We start from the raw sequence: 18,376 nt of genomic DNA on the forward strand, positions 1-18,376 counted from the left end.
TTATTGTAGAAAAGATTTTTCTTTATTTTAAGAGCGTACTTGGTAATCTTTAAAAGCAGAAAATTTTATTTTAGGAGCTCTTTCTGCCTCATAATTCAATGAAAAATGATTCTCCGCTAAAAAGACTGGATCACCTTCTAAATCATACGCAATAGCAGAGCGGTGATTGCTGAGAAACTTTTGCAACTCATCTTTGCTCTGCGCTGAAATCCAACGACATAAATTAAAGCGCGCAGACTCAAAATTCACTGGCAAAGAATATTCTATTTTTAATCGTTCTTTTAAAACATCAATTTGCAAAGCACCAATAACACCAATGAGAGAAGGCGACCCATCATCAGGAATAAACAATTGTACAACCCCTTCTTCAGCCATTTGTTGCAAAGCTTCTTTGAGCTTTTTTGCTTTCATTGGATCGCCCAAACAAACACGACGCAAAATCTCTGGTGCAAAATTTGGTACTCCCTTAAAGAGGATATCTTCTCCTTCAGTCAAAGTATCACCAATACGCAATGTTCCATGATTAGGAATCCCTACGATATCACCAGCATAGGCTTGATCAGCAATTTGGCGTGAACGCGCAAAGAAAAATTGTGGAGCCGAAAGTGTCATTGGTTTTCCTGTTCGAACCAACTTTGTCTTCATACCACGTTCAAGTGTTCCCGAACATACCCGAAAAAATGCAATACGATCACGATGATTAGGATCCATATTTGCTTGAATTTTAAAAACAAATCCCGTCATTTTAGGTTCCATGGCTATGACATTGCGCTGATCTGCACTTTGGTCACGAGGACTTTGACCAAAATCAATAAGCGCATTGATCAAATCACGAACACCAAAATTTCGCAAAGCTGAACCAAAATAAACCGGAGTCATATGACCTTCACGGAAAGCTTGAAAATCAAAATTCTTGCAAACACTTTGAGCGAGTTCTACCCCTTCAATAAAAGTGGAACGTTGATATTCAGGAAGTAAATGGACAACCTCTCTGGGATTTGAAACTATCCGCTGTGTTATCTCATCATCTTTTTGACGAAAACGATTATGATGAAGGTCATAGGTACCAACAAAATCTTTACCCGTACCAATTGGCCATGTTATAGGCGCAGTATCAAGAGCAAGCTTTTCTTCAATTTCATCTAAAAGCTCTATAGGATCACGTGCCTCACGATCCATTTTATTGATAAACGTAACAATAGGAATATCCCGCATCCGACACACTTCAAACAATTTTAATGTTCTAGGCTCAATTCCCCGTGCCGCATCCAAAACCATGACAGCACTATCAACAGCTGTGAGTGTGCGATAGGTATCGTCCGCAAAGTCCTCATGTCCTGGAGTATCTAGGAGATTAAAAATATGATTTTCATATTCAAACGTCATCACCGAAGTTACAACGGAAATACCACGATCACGCTCAATATTCATCCAATCAGAACGGGTTTGAATACGATCTTTTTTGGCTTTTACTTCTCCTGCAAGTTGAATAGCACCACCAAACAATAAAAGCTTTTCTGTCAATGTTGTTTTCCCAGCATCTGGGTGAGCAATAATTGCAAATGTACGGCGTCGCTTTACTTCCTGCACTCTCTTTTCCATTATTCCTCCACAGGACGTGCAAGCGCTTCAGCAATCAGTGCACGCATTTCATTAATCCCATAAAGCGCTATAAATGATCCCCATCGTGGACCTCGCTCTTGTCCCAGAAGGACTTCATACAACATTTGAAAAAAAACATTGGAAACACCAGGCCCACCTTCAGGGCTTTTTTTGCTATGATCTTGATAGCGTTCCGTTAACCGTGCAACATCAAGAAGCATATTTTGTAGCATATTGCCATCAACAGTTTCAGGTAAATTAGCTAATTTTTCATCAATTTGTGCTAATGTTGCTCGTTCGCTATCATCAGGGAGCCGGAATTTTTTGTTTGGTTTAACAAAAACATCAAAATATTTAATGGCAAACTTCACTAATTGATCAAGTTCTGGATAAGTTTGTGCATTTGCTCCTTTAGCGTAACGAGAAATAAAACCCCAAAGAACTTCTGCATTCTCCGCATTTGAAGCACTTACCAAATTTAAAAGCATCGCAAAGGAAACAGGCAAATCAACTTGCGGAGGGCAACCATTATGAATATGCCATACAGGATTATTCAGCCGCTCTTTCCATTCTTGGCGACCATAGGCTGAAAGATGCGCATAGTATTCATCAACCGCTTTAGGAATGACATCAAAATAAAGCCTTTTTGCTGTTTTAGGCTTTGAAAACATATAAAGCCCTAAACTCTCTGTTGGGGCATAAGTAAGCCATTCATCAATGGTTAAGCCATTTCCCTTGGATTTGGAAATTTTCTGCCCTTTCTCATCTAAAAAGAGCTCATAGTTGAATCCTTCTGGAGACTTCCCTCCTAATACTTTACAAATTTTGGAAGAAAGATTTGTGGAATCGATAAGGTCTTTTCCTGCCATTTCATAATCAATGCCAAGCGCTGTCCAACGCATTGCCCAATCCACCTTCCACTGACATTTAACCTTGCCCCCCGTAACCTCTGTTTCTATGGTTTCTCCTGTTTCTGGTTCGATATAAGTAACTGTACCTTTTTCAACATTACGCTCAATCATCGGTACCTGTAATACTTTTCCAGAAAAGGGAGAAATTGGTAAAAAGAGCGAATAGGTCGCTTGCCGTTCTGCACCCAATGTTGGTAAAATAATTGCCATAACCTTGTCATAACAGGCAAGGATTTTCAAAAGTGTTTCATCAAAACGACCAGAATTGTAATAATCCGTAGCACTTGCAAATTCATAATCAAAACCAAAACGATCAAGGAAAGCCCGTAGCCGCGCATTATTTGCTGCCCCAAAAGAAGGATAGTCATCTCCAAAAGGGTCGGGTACACGGCTCAGCGGTTGACCAAGATAATGTTCCATCCTCTCGCGATCAGGAACATTCTCAGGAACCTTGCGCAAACCATCCATATCATCAGAAAAACAAAGTAATTTTGTTTTTACTTTATTCTCCGTAAGAATATGAAATGCATGACGCACCATGGTTGTACGTGCAACTTCCCCAAAAGTACCAATATGCGGTAAACCAGAAGGTCCATAACCTGTTTCAAATATCACACTGTCTGGATAACCCGTCTTTTCATACCGTTTGATAATCTTACGTGCTTCTTCAAATGGCCAAGTTCTCGATTGAGAAGCCGCATCTTTTAATTCAGGCGTAAGGTTAAGGGTATCACACTGATCACGCATCATTATTTGTCCTAAAAATTACACTCTTTCAAAATAGGGTGTATGGTTCTTGAATTTATTCGTCAATAATAGCAAGCAAAAAGATGAAAATTTCTTTATACTCTTAAGTCACAATACAAAAACCGCCCTCGCTATAAACATATTTTGTTCTGATAAAAATCAAAAACATTCAATATTATAAAGCAAAATTGACTTGTTTTGATTATCAGAGCCTTCATTGCTATTATTATCATGAATTTTGCTTATTATACTGATTTAGTACAAAAGCGAAGCCTCTAACATTGAATGAAAGGACTGCAAAAACCAACAGATAAAAATGCTTAAGTTAGGCATTCCATACAAAAGCACTCCCCCTACTTTACACTTGTCACTGTAATTTTCTATTTCTTTTTTTTGTCACCTTGATGACGCATTGCTAATGTACGCAAACGTAAAGCATTTAATTTAATAAAACCAGTTGCATCTCTTTGATCGTAAGTACCTTGATCATCCTCGAAAGTTACCAACTCACTCGAATAAAGTGATTTTTTACTTTGGCGCCCTTCAACAATCACGTTTCCTTTATAGAGTTTTAACGTGACTTCACCTTCAACATGTTCTTGAGATAAATCAATAGCTGCCTGCAGCATCTTACGTTCCGGCGAAAACCAAAATCCATAATAAATGAGTTCTGCATAACGTGGCATCAATTCATCTTTCAAATGAGCTGCACCACGATCTAGCGTTAAAGATTCTATAGCTCTGTGAGCCGTTAAAAGAATGGTCCCCCCTGGTGTTTCATAAATACCCCGCGATTTCATACCCACAAAGCGATTTTCTACCAAATCTAACCGACCAATACCATTATCGCGCCCATAATGATTTAATTCTGCAAGTAAAGTTGCAGGAGATAAATTTTTTCCATTGATTGAAACAGCATCACCTTTTTTAAAGCCAAGAGTGATTCTGGTTGCTTGATCTGGAGCATCTTCCACCGAAAGAGTACGCATATGGACATATTCAGGAGCAGGAAGTGCTGGATCTTCTAAAATCTTTCCTTCTGATGAAGAATGCAATAAATTTGCATCCACTGAAAAAGGTGCTTCGCCTTGCTTATCCTTTTCTACAGGAATTTGATGTATACGAGCAAATTCAAACAGATCTGTCCGACTCTTAAAATCCCAATCACGCCATGGAGCAATAATCTTTATATCAGGGTTAAGAGCATAAGCGGAAAGCTCAAAGCGTACCTGATCATTGCCTTTGCCCGTTGCCCCATGAGCAATTGCATCTGCTCCTGTTTCCTTAGCAATTTCAATAAGGCGTTTTGAAATAAGTGGGCGTGCAATTGATGTTCCTAAAAGATAAGTTCCCTCATAAACGGTATTGGCTCGAAACATCGGAAAAACAAAATCACGCACAAATTCTTCGCGCAAATCTTCAATATAGATTTCTTTAACACCTAACATTTCAGCTTTACGACGAGCAAATTCTAGCTCTTCCCCCTGCCCCAAATCCGCTGTAAAAGTTACAACTTCAACGCCTAGCGTACTTTGCAACCATTTGAGAATAATTGACGTATCCAATCCCCCTGAATAAGCCAAAACAACTTTTCTAATATTTTGCCACTTCTTCATTTCAAAGTTCTGTATGAGCTGCTCTTTTATCTCTACCTAGAAATCAAAACAATGCAACAAATATAAAAATAAATTCTCTTTAAGCAACATTAAAAAGACGCAAAAAACGTAAATAAAAACGCTTTAGAGTGTAAATAATGAATACTGCTTAAAAATAAAAGGAGATTTACGTGTCATTTCTACCGGAGTGGTCTATTGTTGTACAATTTGCTTTAGCATCGTTGATTTTAGCACTTATTCCAGGACCTGATATGATGCTTTCTGTAGGACGAACCATTACACAAAGCAAAAAAGCTGGAATTATGTGCGCCTTGGGTAGTGCAACAGGGTTTGCCATTCAGGTTACCGCTGTAGCACTTGGCTTATCAGCGCTTATTTTTGCTGCGCCACACACTTTTATTCTTCTAAAAATTGCTGGCGCCTTTTATCTCTTATGGTTTTCTTTTCAAGCGTTACGAAGAAATCCAACTTTTTCCTTCGAACAGACATCTTCTAGATCTCAAAGCGCTAAACGTAACTATCTTGCTGGTATTGGAATCAATCTTTTAAATCCTAAAGTTATACTCTTTAATGCGACATTCTTACCACAATTTATCAATGCGGATGATCCTATGGCAACACAAAAGCTACTCTTTTTAGGACTGTCTTATATTCCTATTTCTTTTCCCATTACAATTTCTATCGTTTTTACAGCGCATAAACTTACCAAAATTCTCAAGAAAAATCCTCTTTATATTCGCTTTCTCGACTGGCTTATTGCTGGTACTTTTACTATCTTTGCCCTCCATCTCCTTATAGTTACAAAAATTGATTTATAAATGTAATTTATCGTTTTTAATTTAAATGAGAACAAAAATATTGCAGGATTCTCTCATTTTAAACCTGTTTATTTTGAATCAAACAATATCTTTCCCTTGTACGTTATAAGCGAATCGGGAGTTTTCGTGTGTGAAGCGAAATCTTTTTAAAGAACGTAATAAACAAAAGAGTGAGGCAATATACAATCTCCACTTTTTAAAAGATATTACCGTAGATGCTTTTGAAAGTCATAAAATAGAATTAAAAGGTATGATAATAATATGGAAATTAGTTAAGACCCTTAAGACTTCATATTGCCTCTAAATGAGGTTTCCTCCTCATTTTAGAGATTACGCAAACAGACTGCTATATACAATATTTCCCCCCATTGAGCATATAAAATCTGAAACTGTTCGTCTAGCACTGATCCATCTTAATCTCTGTCTCACACATGCTATTATATGCTGATTTACTGAAAAAAAGCATAGGCTTTAATATCGCAGAAAGTTGCATTAACTAATGACCAATGGCATTTTCAAGTCGCAAACGTTCAGATTTCCGTAAACGCTCTGAAGCTGATTTAAGTTGTCCACATGCCGCTAAAATATCGCGTCCACGCGGTATCCGAATAGGAGAAGCATAGCCCGCTTGATTAACGACATCAGCAAAACGCTCGATTTGCTCCCAATCAGAACACTGATAATTGCTCCCTGGCCACGGATTAAAAGGGATTAAATTGATCTTAGCAGGAATCCCTTTCAATAACTTAATCAATCGCTTAGCATCATCTAAACTATCATTGATATCTTTCAGCATAACATATTCAAAAGTGATTCGTTTTGCATTGGAAAGACCAGGATAATTACGGCAAGCCTCCATTAGTAAAGCAAGCGGATATTTTTTATTAATGGGAACAAGCATATCCCTTAATGTATCGTGTACTGCGTGGAGTGAAATCGCCAACATAACACCAATTTCTTCTCCGGTTCGGATAATTCCAGGAACAACCCCACTGGTTGAAAGCGTAATCCGACGTTTTGATAAAGAAAGCCCATCGCCATCAGAAGCAATCAATAAAGCTTTTTTAACAGCTTCAAAATTATAAAGAGGTTCTCCCATCCCCATCATAACAATATTGGTAATTTTGCGACCTTCAATGGGAACTATTGCCCCATCAGGGGTATTTTTATCAGGAAAATCACCCAAACAATCACGTGCAACCAATAATTGTGCCAAAATTTCTTCCGCAGTCAGATTGCGAACAAGCATCTGCGTTCCCGTATGGCAAAAAGAGCAAGTTAACGTACACCCTACTTGCGATGAAAGACATAAAGTACCACGTCCTTCTTCAGGGATATAAACCGTTTCAATTTCAACAGGCCTTCCAGCTCCACGTGCAGGAAAACGTAAGAGCCATTTACGCGTACCATCTTTTGATATTTGTTCTCCAACAATTTCTGGGCGCGCAATGGAGAAATGACACTTAAGTGTTTCTTGCATTGCTTTAGAAATATTCAGCATCTCATCAAAATTTGAAACGCCACGCACATAAAGCCAATGCCAAAGCTGACGCACACGCATACGCGTTTGATGCTCTGGTACACCAACTGTCTTTAAAGCCTGCACCATCTCATCTTGCGACAAACCAATTAAAGAGAGCTTAGAACTCTCCTTCACGACCACATTATCTGTTTCTCGCGCAAAACATGAACCAACTGGTCTAAGGTCATAGGAAATGGCCATTGCTTTCCAATTCACATCACTATTTTAGAAATTATCGAAACCTTAATGGCACTTTTGAGCTGCATTTAATGCAGCAGTGACCCCTTTTAAGGAATAAGTATAAGTGGTATGCGTTCCTCGTTTTGATATCGCTTTCACTGTCATATTGCTTCCTGCACGCATAGCAGAAACAAGCTGCTTTTCTAGCTCTGATGAAGCCAACCAAGCTGAGGAATCTTTCGTGAAAAAATCAAAGTCCTTACCTCCAATGGTCACTGTCACTCTCGACCCTTCTTGAAGGGTATAACCAGCCATAAACTGCGGTTCAAACGAAATAGGTGAATGAGAACGCTTGGTAACCAAGAAAAAGTTATCACCATGATTAACTGTCGTTGGAAGAGCCTTCAAAGGTACCGATAACACATAGCAAATCGTATTTTTGGGCGATTTATAAGAATAGGCTCCCCACGCTTCAAATTGATTTAAACGGCTCGGCGTTTGTGCATATGCCACACCCGCTGTAACAAGAACCATTACAGATGCAGCAATAACAGTCTTTTCAAACATCTTCATTTAGCTCACTTCTTTAGTCTCTAACAAGATTCTCTTCATTGGAAAAATTCAACAAAAACTCCTCGATATTCATGTGTTATTGTCTTAATTCCTTCAATAAGCGAAATATTTTCACACTAACCAGAATAGATTTCCACGTTTCATTGTGACCTTTTAATCGTTACCAAAACATAAACTTCTTATTCAATAACCACATTAAAAAATAACATCTTCATTTTATGCTACTCATTTCGTTTTTGTATAAAAAACGATTTCTTTAAGCTATAGAACTTCAAAACGAGATGAAAATATACCATCATTCTGTTAAGAAATAAACCATACTTTTTATATCACAAGTTATGTCACAAGCAATCTGATGCAAAATTTTGAAAATACACCCCGTACTCCCCGCAAAAAAGCTTAATCGCCTTACGAATATCACTTCTCGACTTTATGCATTCAATACATTTATGTTCGCAAAATACTCCATCTCTCACCCATTATAGTGCATTCATACTTCGTATTCAATATCGTCCCGATAACACTTTTTCTCAATCTTCAAAATATCTTGTAAAAATAATAAAATATTATCAAGATATTAATAATAAAACATAAAGAATTCAGATTCTATCTCAATAATCACATACCATTTTGTTTCTTTTGATCTTATTTCCCTATATATTTCATCTCCAATTATTAATTTCTAAAATGATTTTAGTAGCTTATAATAGCTTAATCATATTATTTTAATATGTTAGACGATATTTTCCTTTCTGTTATAAAAAACTTCCTAAGAATTCTTTTGGAAAGTTTCCTTCTCTTATTTCTAACTAATTTATAAACAAAAATATAAAACCTTTTCTACAGCAATTCTAACCTTATCGTTTTTTAACAACATTTTAATCAATTAAAGTGGATCTGAATAAATCTTCCCATGCACAAAGCTGTTTCACCCAACCTAAAGCTATAACTTTCATTTTTACCGTACAAAATTGTTTTTTGACATGGGCTCTATAAAACAGCTGACATCTAAATCATATCTATAAAATAGTTGACCTCCCCACTTGTGAAGAAGCAAACTGGCACCATAACACTATTTTCCAGCTCCCAATGTTTTGCTACAACCCTCGATACTTGAGACGATTCATAGGAAGCATTTTTACCCCTTTCTTGTACAGTTTTTATCCACACGCTAATTCCGTTTACAACATGCAAGAAAATGGTTTTGATTGATTCAACATAAACAGGTTTGAAGTGAGAGAATCTTACAGTATTCGCATCTCTCATCCAACATGCAAGATATTGAATTATATTTATAAATCAATATCTTGCTATCCTGAGGATACACTCTTATTTCTTCTTGAGCATTAAAATATTATCCCTAAACACTCAAACTCAACTTACGAAAAAATTCGATGCACAAATAAACTTTTCTGTTGATTTCTTTCCCGCTTTCAAAGGACGAAGATTCTTAATCCAATCTGGACTGAAAAAGTTTGGATTCTCGTCGAGCGGTCTCCTCTTGTCTTCCTACTTATTTGATTTACTTAACCAAAAGCTCTACAAACAAGTCTGCTTAAGAATATTTACCACACACTCTAAAAGCATTTAATGTATTAAGAAGACTTACATGCCTTATCTCTCCACACCTCAAATGATGGCTTTTTACAGGATAACAGGATAAATGAACCCACGAAGCATAATGATTAGATGCTTTAATATACAAGAACAAGAAAAAACAAGTACTTCGTTTTTGTTACTTGCTCTTTAAAAAGAAGGTTCGCTTAGAAACGATTTCTCAAAATTGCATGACATAACCTTTTGTTATCAGTCTTTTAAGATAAAAATTATATTATTTTCTAAGTTCCGTAGTGTATACCTTGCAACTTATACACTCATAATATCTTCTAAGCTGCATTTGATTCTGAAGTTTGAATCAGTAAAGCATAAAGCGCATTAGCATTATGCGTATTGCGCAACTTTTGCACAACATCAGTGTGACGCAAAACACGTGCGATCTGTGATAAAGCTTTTAAGTGATCTGCACCAGCATTTTCAGGTGCTAAAAGGAGAAAAACGAGATCTATAGGTTCGTCATCAAGAGCTTCAAAATCAACAGGACTTTCAAGACGTGCAAATATACCAATGATCCGATTAATATCAGGTAATTTTCCATGAGGAATCGCAATACCTCCACCCAAACCCGTTGAACCAAGCTTCTCGCGTTGTAAAACAACATCAAAAATCACATGCTCACTAAGACCTGTTAGCTTGGAAGCTTTTTCGGCTAAAATTTGCAGAACCTGTTTTTTCGAATTAGCCTTAAGAGCCGGAATGATCGCTTCCGGTGCTATTAACTCACTCAAATTCATACTTTAATTTTCCTCTTACACGCTAAAATGCTCATCAATAAACCTATAAACGGTATAGATACTTAATGTTCTTTCACTTTTCGCAACATCGCATGTGTTTTTACTTTTCAATTTATAATGGATGATGGCTCAATACATCTCATATCACTTCTAACACAACAATAAATAGTATTCGGATCATCATTAACGGCATGAGAAACCAAAGAAATGAAGTTGTTCATAAAGTTAATTTCCTTACGACTCTAGAAAAGGTCATTATTCATAAATTTATTAAACTTGTCATAAGAGTTGATGTATAATTCGCCATCAGAGTTTTTCTTTCTTTAAAAATGAGCCCTTAAATTAAGATGAAAAGCATACTGAGCAAAATGGACCTTTACTTTGAAAATTACTGTATAGCTTGAACATCGCCTTATAACAAGAATATAAAGGTTTTTAGAGATTTATAGATTTATCCTGATATCTTTAGCCGAGCTCCTATTTTCAAATAGGCCATATAAACCAATAAAATACGACAACTCCTATTGAATAACCGCAATATATAATCGGTGCTCCCATCAAAATACCTAAAACAGCATCATCGATATATTATTTGATTCGACAGAGAAAAATATGATAAATATCTCTTACCTTTCAATAACGCACGCATTTATTAAGAGCTTCGTTTATCACTCATTATCAAGTTAATCTAGTGATATCTTTCTATAATACAATCACGAGAAAGCTAAACTTATAAAACAACAAACTAACCCTCTAATGATGAAGCCTTTTTCACCACTCAATAACAGCATTAAGGTTATAGTCATAAAAGAAGTTTTGGCATAAATAAGGAGATTTTCAGTAATAATGTTTGGTTAAACTTAAATGGAAACTCGTGAAAGCTGTAAAATCAAAGAGAAAACTGATTTCCCAAATAAATTCTGCGTACATCAACGTTGTTGATAATATCATTAGGACAACCGTGAACTAACACCCGCCCTGTATGAATAATATAAGCGCGATCGACAAGCCCTAATGTCTCACGCACATTATGATCCGTTATTAGAACACCAATGCCACGCCTAGTTAAATGACGAATAAGTTGTTGAATATCGAAAATAGCGATAGGATCAATTCCTGCAAATGGTTCATCAAGTAACATAAAATGGGGACGAGAAGCTAAAGCGCGCGCAATTTCAAGTCGCCGACGTTCACCTCCAGATAACGAAAGTGCAGACATTTTACGTAAATGATCAATTTTAAATTCATGTAAAAGGCTATCTAACTCTTCACGTTGTTTAAGGCGATCTTTTTCAACGACCTCTAAAACAGCTTTAATGTTATTTTCTACTGAAAGACCACGAAAAATAGAAGCCTCCTGTGGAAGATATCCAATACCTAAACGCGCACGTCGATACATCGGAAGATGCGTAATATCAAATCCATCAATTTTAATGGATCCTCCATCAGATTTTATGAGCCCCGTAACCATATAAAAACAAGTTGTTTTACCTGCCCCATTGGGCCCCAAAATGCCAACGGCTTCTCCCGTACGAATGCCAAAAGAAACACCATTAACGGTTCGTCTTCCTCGATAAACTTTAATCAAGTTACTAGCAATCAAGGTCCCTTTTAAGGGATTTTTTGAAGCTTCACTTTCAAGATTATACCTATCGGTCTGTTTTTTTCTTTTGATTCCAAACATGAAATCTTAACGGCCATTCTTTTGATTTTGTTTTAAAATAATAGAAACACGACCTTTTTTCTTAGGCGTCTCACAACCTTCTAAAAAAGCCTTTCCGCTTTCCATATTTGCCGTTAGTTTGCACCCCGTGGCCACATTGTCACCATCAGTTAACACAACATGACTCCCTGTCAAACTCATCATTTTTGACTTTCCATCAAAAACGCCTTTATCACCCGTAGCAATTTGCGTAGCAATTTTTATATAAACTTTTCCTAAAGCTTCCATTTTTTGTATACCCGACGAACCAAATAAAGAAACAGATGATGCCTTTGTATCTTCCTTGTTTTTATCAATTTCTTTATATGCTTTATCGTAGTAAACAACTAATTTTGCCGTTCTTAAAAGACGTTCACCTTGCACCACTGAAACATCACCTTTAAAAAGCGCTATCCCTTCTTTATCACGTATTTCCAAAGAATCTGCATGAAGTTCTACCGGTTCTTTGTCGCTTGATAAACTTATTCCAAAATGGGCCACTTCAGCATATCCTAAAACTGCTCCTCCTCCTAACATTCCCATGCTAAAAGCCAAGGTCACACCTATCCATCTTTTGTACGATTTCATTATTTCAATTCTTCTGTTTGTATATACACATACTTCTCTTTATAAATATCCTTTGAAGATTCGTATTGATCTTGCGTCATTGCTTTTGAAGCACTAAATGCACACCACCATGGAAATACATGTTTTTTCCTTTTTCTCGGATTTGTAAGGCATTTGCGGCAAGATGCAAACCCGCTTGCTGAATATTAACACGTTGATCTGTTTTTAACTGTCCCTCGGATAAGTTAATACTTGCTGACATAAATTGTGCCATCATCCCATCATTCGTCGTAATGGTGAATGGCTTGTCCAACTGTAAAAAACCATTAATGTTATCGTAAATCCCCCCTTGTGCTGCGAGAAAAACCTGTTTTTGTTGGCCCATAAATGCTTTAGCTGTAATGTTTTGCAACCCAATCATTCCAGAGTGTGTATGGTCTTGAAATGCCTTTTCTGCTTTAAGCCAATAAGGTTCATGAGCACGCGTATACCCTTCTAACTTTGGATTGAGCATCGTCAAATTCACCACGCCACTCTCTTCATTATTCAAAGGCATAGAATCAGAAGTAACGGGAACCAAGAAAAACGTAAACCAGCAAAAAACCAGCGCTGAAATCAACGCTAAGAGAGGTAAAAAAATTTTTAATATGCTAATGCGACGCGAATGACGGGATGCTTTTTTAAAAACATCTCCAAAAGATGATTGCGTTGAAAAGGCTTCATAATTATTGTGTACGGACATACTCTCCTAATCTCTTAAATACTCCGCATTTTTAATCTGTATAACCTTTATAGAAGGTATTTTCAAATTTTGTTTCTTGCAATTTGTTTTTTCTTGATTTTATTTTGCTTTTATCCGTTTATATATTGTAATATGCATGAAGTGCACAATTACAAAAAAATTTTTGTGTGAAAGTGAGGCTATTGTGGTAAAATCAGAGCTTGTGCAAATTATCGCTCGTCATAACCCACATCTTTTTCAACGGGATGTGGAGAATATTGTAAACGCTATTTTTGAGGAAATTTCAACAGCACTTGCAAATGGCAATCGCGTTGAACTTCGTGGATTTGGAGCTTTTTCTGTAAAAAGCCGTTCAGCCCGTAATGGACGTAATCCACGAACAGGTGAAGCTGTTTCTGTTGAAGAAAAGTGGATTCCTTTTTTTAAAACTGGCAAGGATTTACGCGACCGTCTTAATCAGTGAGAAACTTATGATAATTAAACGTATTCTTCTAACAAGTATCGGTGTGATTCTCGCAGCGTTTTTGATTGTTTTTATCGTGGCTAATCGTCAAATGGTTCCGTTAACCCTTGATCCTTTTCGAGCAGATTCTGAAAGTTTTACTTATCATGCTCCCCTTTTTATATGGCTCTTTATTTTCTTTGGTTTTGGTATTTTATTAGGGAATCTGATCAGTTGGTTTTCCTATCACAAATACAAAAAAGCTCTCAAAAAAAGTAAAGCAGAGATCGAGAAATTGAAAACGTCTATCACAAATCTGGTGTAATGGTATTTTAATCAAATCTTTTCTCTCTGTATTTTATATTCAGTACAGAGTTAAAAGTGCTCTTTTCTTTTTTTATACATATTTTAATTGGCTTTAGCTCTTTTGCACTTTTACGAAACACTTAAGAGCTTTATAATATATTTTCATACCTCATATACCGTGATACAAAACATGCCCGCACAATGCTTTCAATCCTCCTCCCATAACAATAGATATCCGCAGGAAAAGTTGCCACTTATTTTAGAAACAGGTGTAAGTGAAAACTATGCTCTCATTGATTCTGGTCATGGACAAAAATTAGAACGTTATGGAGCTTACCGCATTATTCGACCAGAAGGTCAAGCACTATGGAAACCCGCTTTACCACGAAAACAATGGGCTGATGTTGATGCTATTTTCACAGGAAACCGTGATGAAGAAGGGGTTGGTCGTTGGCATTTTCCTAAAAAGCCACTTGATGAAACATGGACTCTTTCTTGGAATGGATTGTTTTTTCTAGGCCGTTTTACTTCCTTTCGTCATGTGGGGGTTTTTCCTGAACAAGATGCTCATTGGCGCTCTATGGAAGAGCAAATTGTTAAAGCCGAACGTCCTATAAAATTGTTGAATCTTTTTGGCTATACAGGTATTGCCTCTTTGATTGGGGCACGAGCGGGTGCGAATGTTACCCATGTTGATGCTTCTAAAAAAGCCATTGCGTGGGCAAAAGCTAATCAAGAAAAAGCAGGATTACCAGATCATTCTATTCGCTGGATTTGCGATGATGCTATGAAATTTGTCGAGCGTGAACTGCGTCGTAAGAAAAGCTATGATATGATTCTTCTTGACCCCCCTGCTTATGGGCGTGGACCCCATGGTGAAATTTGGCAACTGTTTGATCATTTACCCGCTATGATCACAAATTGTCGTAAACTTCTCTCTGATAAACCGCTCTCTGTTGTCCTTACAGCTTATTCTATTCGTGCTTCCTTCTTTGCACTTCATGCTTTAATGCGTGATGCATTTGTAAATCTTGGTGGTACAGTCGAATCAGGAGAACTCATTTTGCGTGAAGAAGTTGCAGGACGTGCTCTTTCTACTTCTCTTTTTAGCCGTTGGATTGCTTGAATATGTGTAGACCCAAAACTGGTAGAGTGAAAGAAATTACCTCTCTTAGCAACCCCATCATAAAAGACCTTAAAGCACTTAGCCAAAAGAAAAACCGTAATAGAGAAGGTCTTTTCATGGCAGAAGGATTGAAATTGGTCATTGATGCTCTCAATCTCGGCTGGACAATACAGACGCTTATTTTCTCTAAAAGTAAAATCGGTAATGCTGCTATCGAAAATACTGCCGCACGTGCTGTAGCCAACGGTGGTTTTGTTATTAAAGCCTCACAAAAGGTTATGGAATCACTTACCCGACGCGATAATCCACAAACAGTTATTGGTATTTTCAAGCAAAAATGGCACTCTCTTGAAATGATAAAAGGACAGATTAAAGATGTTTACATCGCGCTTGATCGTGTACGTGACCCTGGAAATCTTGGTACCATTATTCGAACTGCTGATGCTGTAGGTGCTAAAGGTGTTATTTTAATTGGCGAAACAACAGACCCTTTCTCGCCTGAAACGGTCCGTGCAACCATGGGATCTATTTTCTCTGTACCACTTTATCGTCTTGATGAAAGCGCCTTTTTAAACTGGTCTGCTCACTTTAAAGGTATGATCGTTGGAACACATCTCAAAGGATCTCTGGATTATCGCACACTTGATTTCAAAAATGGCCCTATTATCCTTTTAATGGGAAATGAAAAACAGGGATTATCAGATCTTCTTACAAATCGGTGTGATAAACTTGCGCGTATTCCACAAAGCGGACGTGCAGACTCGCTTAATCTAGCTGTAGCAACAGCTGTTATGCTTTATGAAATCCGTCGCCCCTATTTAATACTGGAACCATGTGAGGAAAAATATGATGCGTAAATCACTCCCTTTTCTTCTCTTGGGCTTGGCTTTTACAGTAGTACTTGATCAAGCTGTCAAATACTGGGTTATGCACAATATGCCTTTAGGAACAGAAATTTCGCTTATTCCTTTTCTTTCCCTTTATCATGTGCGTAATTCTGGCATTGCATTTTCGTTTTTTTCTTCCTTTTCTCACTGGGGAATCATCGCCATCACAATCATTGTGATTATCTTCCTTCTATGGCTATGGAAAAATACTGAACATAATAAGTCTTTAATGCGCTTTGGCCTTATTCTTATTATTGGGGGAGCAATTGGCAATCTCGTTGATCGTATTCGCTTTCATCATGTCACTGATTACATACTCTTTCATATTGATGATATTTTTTATTTTGCTATTTTCAACCTTGCAGATAGTTTTATCACTCTCGGTGTTATTGCCATCCTTATTGAAGAATTGCGCACTTGGATGAAAGCAAAACGTCATTCTAACAGTACATCTTCTCATTGATGTGCTCATTGTCTTAGAAAACAGAGCTTTTTGACCATCATAAGCCTGATTATAAATTGATTTTTCTTGGATAATTCTTGCAGCTAATTGTTTTTCGTGTTTCTTTTCATAAAATTATAAAATCTTATTTTTCAACTTTACACTTCTACACTTGGTCAATGCAAAAGAAATGAACTCAAATAGAAATCAATATTTTTTATCCATATGTCCTCTATCAAATTCAGAGAGAAAATATTTTACAGCATTTAAAGTTCTATTATTTGCTTAGAACACTTGCTTTTCATATGTTTTTTAGTTTTTACAGGTATTGTTTTTTACAGAGCCTTTCTTAAGTGCTTCGTTAAAAGACTCTCCTTTTTTGTTTTATATATTGTTTAATAAAAAACATTTTTTCAACTATTTTCAATGGTGTCTTGTTAAAGCAACCTATTGATTATAAATATAAATTACCGTTTTCATATTCGATAAAAGCCCTTAATAGCCTAAATCTCTTTTATTTGAAATATCATTTAGCATACAAAAAGACAGTTTATCCTTATATATCAATATGTTATATAAATCCAATTCAATAGCTCTTCTAACCGTGCAAAATAGGTGCAATATTGAAGGTTGAAAAATAGTATTATAGATACTTGCCTCTCTTCTTAAAAATGCAAAAATAGTGGATATTTTATAAAGGATTGTATTACATAGTTTCTGTGAATAATAAAAACCTTTTGAGTACAGTCTTTTTATCTTGTAAAAATATGGCGAAAAATGGAAATATTTTTTATTAAAATGAACCGTTTCCTTACTAATTTGTAAGGTTCCTTCTTCATATAAATCTCTTGTAATTTTTAAATAAATCTCCATAATAAGAGCAAATATGCTGGAATTCTGTCAGTGATTCTTAAGGGTTTTTGTATTTGCCCAATTAAGGCTTATGCCAAGCTTATCTGTGTAATGACAGAGACACTTTTAAAGCCCTATACCTGACGGGACATATGCTAAAGGATTTTATATTATGGCTAATTTTAAAAATTTACGTTCGGCGCCTACTTCTCACGCCGATGCATCAATTGATCAGGGATTGCGCGACTATATGTTGGGTGTCTACAATACAATGGCCATTGGTTTGCTTATTACAGCTGCTGCCGCTTATGTAATTGTATCATTAGCAACGACAACAGATATGAGCCAAGCAGCAGCTCAGATCAATAGCAGTGTTTATTTAACATCATTTGGAGTAACATTTTATACATCGCCATTCTCTTACATTGTTATGTTTGCACCACTCATAGCAGTTTTATTCCTCAGTTTTAAAATTAATACATTGAGCACAAATGCTGCTCGTAGCCTCTTTTTTGGTTATGCTGCTCTGGTTGGTCTTTCACTGTCTTCAATCGTTTTGCGCTATACGACAGAAAGTGTTGTGCAAACATTTGTTATTTCCGCTGCAGCTTTTGGAGCTCTTTCACTTTATGGTTATACGACAAAGCGTGATCTCACAGCAATCGGTTCATTCCTATTCATCGGATTGATCGGCTTGTTTCTTTCCATGATTGTGAACATTTTTCTTGGATCAAGCGCTTTGCAATTTGCTATTTCTGTGATTGGCGTGTTGATCTTTGCTGGTTTAACAGCCTACGATACCCAAAGCATTAAGTTGATGTATTATGAAGGAGATGAAAGCGACACCAGAGGACGTAAAGTTATTATGGGCGCGTTGAATCTTTATCTTGATTTCATCAATATGTTTGTCTTCTTGCTACAATTTCTTGGCTCAAACCGTGATTGATTACAGAAATCATAACTTAATTAAAGAACCTTGTTTCTAAAAGA

At 36.6% G+C, this 18,376-nt stretch carries 16 protein-coding genes; 7 read left to right on the top strand and 9 right to left on the bottom strand.

Features of this window, described 5'->3' with window-relative positions:
- Positions 1 to 27: 27 nt before the first annotated feature.
- The 3 genes from ACFIJQ_RS00665 to ACFIJQ_RS00675 form a co-directional block, all read right to left on the bottom strand.
- Complete coding sequence (locus ACFIJQ_RS00665) at positions 28 to 1,602, bottom strand: peptide chain release factor 3 (RefSeq protein ID WP_375628022.1); 1,575 nt, start codon at positions 1,600 to 1,602, stop codon at positions 28 to 30.
- Complete coding sequence (locus ACFIJQ_RS00670) at positions 1,602 to 3,263, bottom strand: lysine--tRNA ligase (RefSeq protein WP_375628023.1); 1,662 nt, start codon at positions 3,261 to 3,263, stop codon at positions 1,602 to 1,604. The genes ACFIJQ_RS00665 and ACFIJQ_RS00670 overlap by 1 nt, the downstream gene beginning before the upstream one ends.
- A 377-nt stretch (positions 3,264 to 3,640) precedes the next feature.
- Positions 3,641 to 4,876 carry an argininosuccinate synthase gene (locus tag ACFIJQ_RS00675; protein WP_375628025.1) on the bottom strand — a complete coding sequence of 412 codons (1,236 nt, stop codon included), beginning with the start codon at positions 4,874 to 4,876 and terminating at the stop codon, positions 3,641 to 3,643.
- Between the two features lie 170 nt (positions 4,877 to 5,046).
- Here ACFIJQ_RS00675 and ACFIJQ_RS00680 point away from each other — a divergent pair, with 170 nt between their 5' ends.
- Positions 5,047 to 5,694 (top strand): LysE family translocator, encoded by a 648-nt coding sequence (locus tag ACFIJQ_RS00680; RefSeq protein ID WP_273787533.1) that lies wholly within the window; start codon positions 5,047 to 5,049, stop codon positions 5,692 to 5,694.
- A gap of 496 nt (positions 5,695 to 6,190) precedes the next feature.
- Here ACFIJQ_RS00680 and rlmN read toward each other — a convergent pair whose 3' ends face one another.
- The 6 genes from rlmN to lptC all read right to left on the bottom strand — a co-directional run bounded on the left by rlmN (position 6,191) and on the right by lptC (position 13,331).
- Positions 6,191 to 7,417, bottom strand: coding sequence for a 23S rRNA (adenine(2503)-C(2))-methyltransferase RlmN (rlmN, locus tag ACFIJQ_RS00685; RefSeq protein ID WP_012754451.1), 1,227 nt, complete (start codon positions 7,415 to 7,417; stop codon positions 6,191 to 6,193).
- Between the two features lie 42 nt (positions 7,418 to 7,459).
- On the bottom strand, positions 7,460 to 7,963 hold the full coding sequence (locus ACFIJQ_RS00690) for an invasion associated locus B family protein (RefSeq protein ID WP_273787736.1): 504 nt from the start codon (positions 7,961 to 7,963) through the stop codon (positions 7,460 to 7,462).
- A 1,892-nt stretch (positions 7,964 to 9,855) separates the two neighbouring features.
- The gene (gene ptsN / locus ACFIJQ_RS00695) at positions 9,856 to 10,320 is read right to left on the bottom strand and encodes a PTS IIA-like nitrogen regulatory protein PtsN (RefSeq protein WP_012754449.1); all 465 of its coding nucleotides are present in this window, start codon (positions 10,318 to 10,320) and stop codon (positions 9,856 to 9,858) included.
- Positions 10,321 to 11,209: 889 nt separating this feature from the next.
- On the bottom strand, positions 11,210 to 12,004 hold the full coding sequence (gene lptB, locus ACFIJQ_RS00700; protein ID WP_012754448.1) for an LPS export ABC transporter ATP-binding protein: 795 nt from the start codon (positions 12,002 to 12,004) through the stop codon (positions 11,210 to 11,212).
- 6 nt (positions 12,005 to 12,010) lie between these two features.
- Positions 12,011 to 12,610 (bottom strand): LptA/OstA family protein, encoded by a 600-nt coding sequence (locus ACFIJQ_RS00705; protein WP_012754447.1) that lies wholly within the window; start codon positions 12,608 to 12,610, stop codon positions 12,011 to 12,013.
- A 76-nt stretch (positions 12,611 to 12,686) separates the two neighbouring features.
- Positions 12,687 to 13,331, bottom strand: coding sequence for an LPS export ABC transporter periplasmic protein LptC (gene lptC, locus ACFIJQ_RS00710; RefSeq protein ID WP_375628028.1), 645 nt, complete (start codon positions 13,329 to 13,331; stop codon positions 12,687 to 12,689).
- Positions 13,332 to 13,515: 184 nt separating this feature from the next.
- Here lptC and ihfB point away from each other — a divergent pair, with 184 nt between their 5' ends.
- From ihfB to ACFIJQ_RS00740, 6 genes are all read left to right on the top strand, one after another.
- A complete protein-coding gene (gene ihfB / locus ACFIJQ_RS00715) occupies positions 13,516 to 13,794 on the top strand; it encodes an integration host factor subunit beta (RefSeq protein WP_012754445.1) in 279 nt (92 codons plus the stop codon).
- Positions 13,795 to 13,801: 7 nt separating this feature from the next.
- Entirely contained in the window at positions 13,802 to 14,098 is a 297-nt protein-coding gene (locus tag ACFIJQ_RS00720) for a lipopolysaccharide assembly protein LapA domain-containing protein (RefSeq protein WP_375628030.1), read from the top strand.
- A gap of 171 nt (positions 14,099 to 14,269) precedes the next feature.
- Positions 14,270 to 15,205 carry a class I SAM-dependent methyltransferase gene (locus ACFIJQ_RS00725; RefSeq protein WP_375628032.1) on the top strand — a complete coding sequence of 312 codons (936 nt, stop codon included), beginning with the start codon at positions 14,270 to 14,272 and terminating at the stop codon, positions 15,203 to 15,205.
- A 2-nt stretch (positions 15,206 to 15,207) separates the two neighbouring features.
- Positions 15,208 to 16,062 (top strand): RNA methyltransferase, encoded by an 855-nt coding sequence (locus tag ACFIJQ_RS00730; protein WP_273787537.1) that lies wholly within the window; start codon positions 15,208 to 15,210, stop codon positions 16,060 to 16,062.
- Positions 16,052 to 16,555, top strand: a complete 504-nt coding sequence (lspA, locus tag ACFIJQ_RS00735) for a signal peptidase II (RefSeq protein WP_273787538.1) — start codon at positions 16,052 to 16,054, stop codon at positions 16,553 to 16,555. The genes ACFIJQ_RS00730 and lspA overlap by 11 nt, the downstream gene beginning before the upstream one ends.
- 1,003 nt (positions 16,556 to 17,558) lie before the next feature.
- The gene (locus ACFIJQ_RS00740; protein WP_012754440.1) at positions 17,559 to 18,332 is read left to right on the top strand and encodes a Bax inhibitor-1/YccA family protein; all 774 of its coding nucleotides are present in this window, start codon (positions 17,559 to 17,561) and stop codon (positions 18,330 to 18,332) included.
- The last annotated feature ends 44 nt before the right edge of the window (positions 18,333 to 18,376 follow it).

Source organism: Bartonella sp. TT67HLJMS (genome assembly GCF_042193375.1).
In the GTDB taxonomy this organism is placed as follows: domain Bacteria; phylum Pseudomonadota; class Alphaproteobacteria; order Rhizobiales; family Rhizobiaceae; genus Bartonella; species Bartonella grahamii.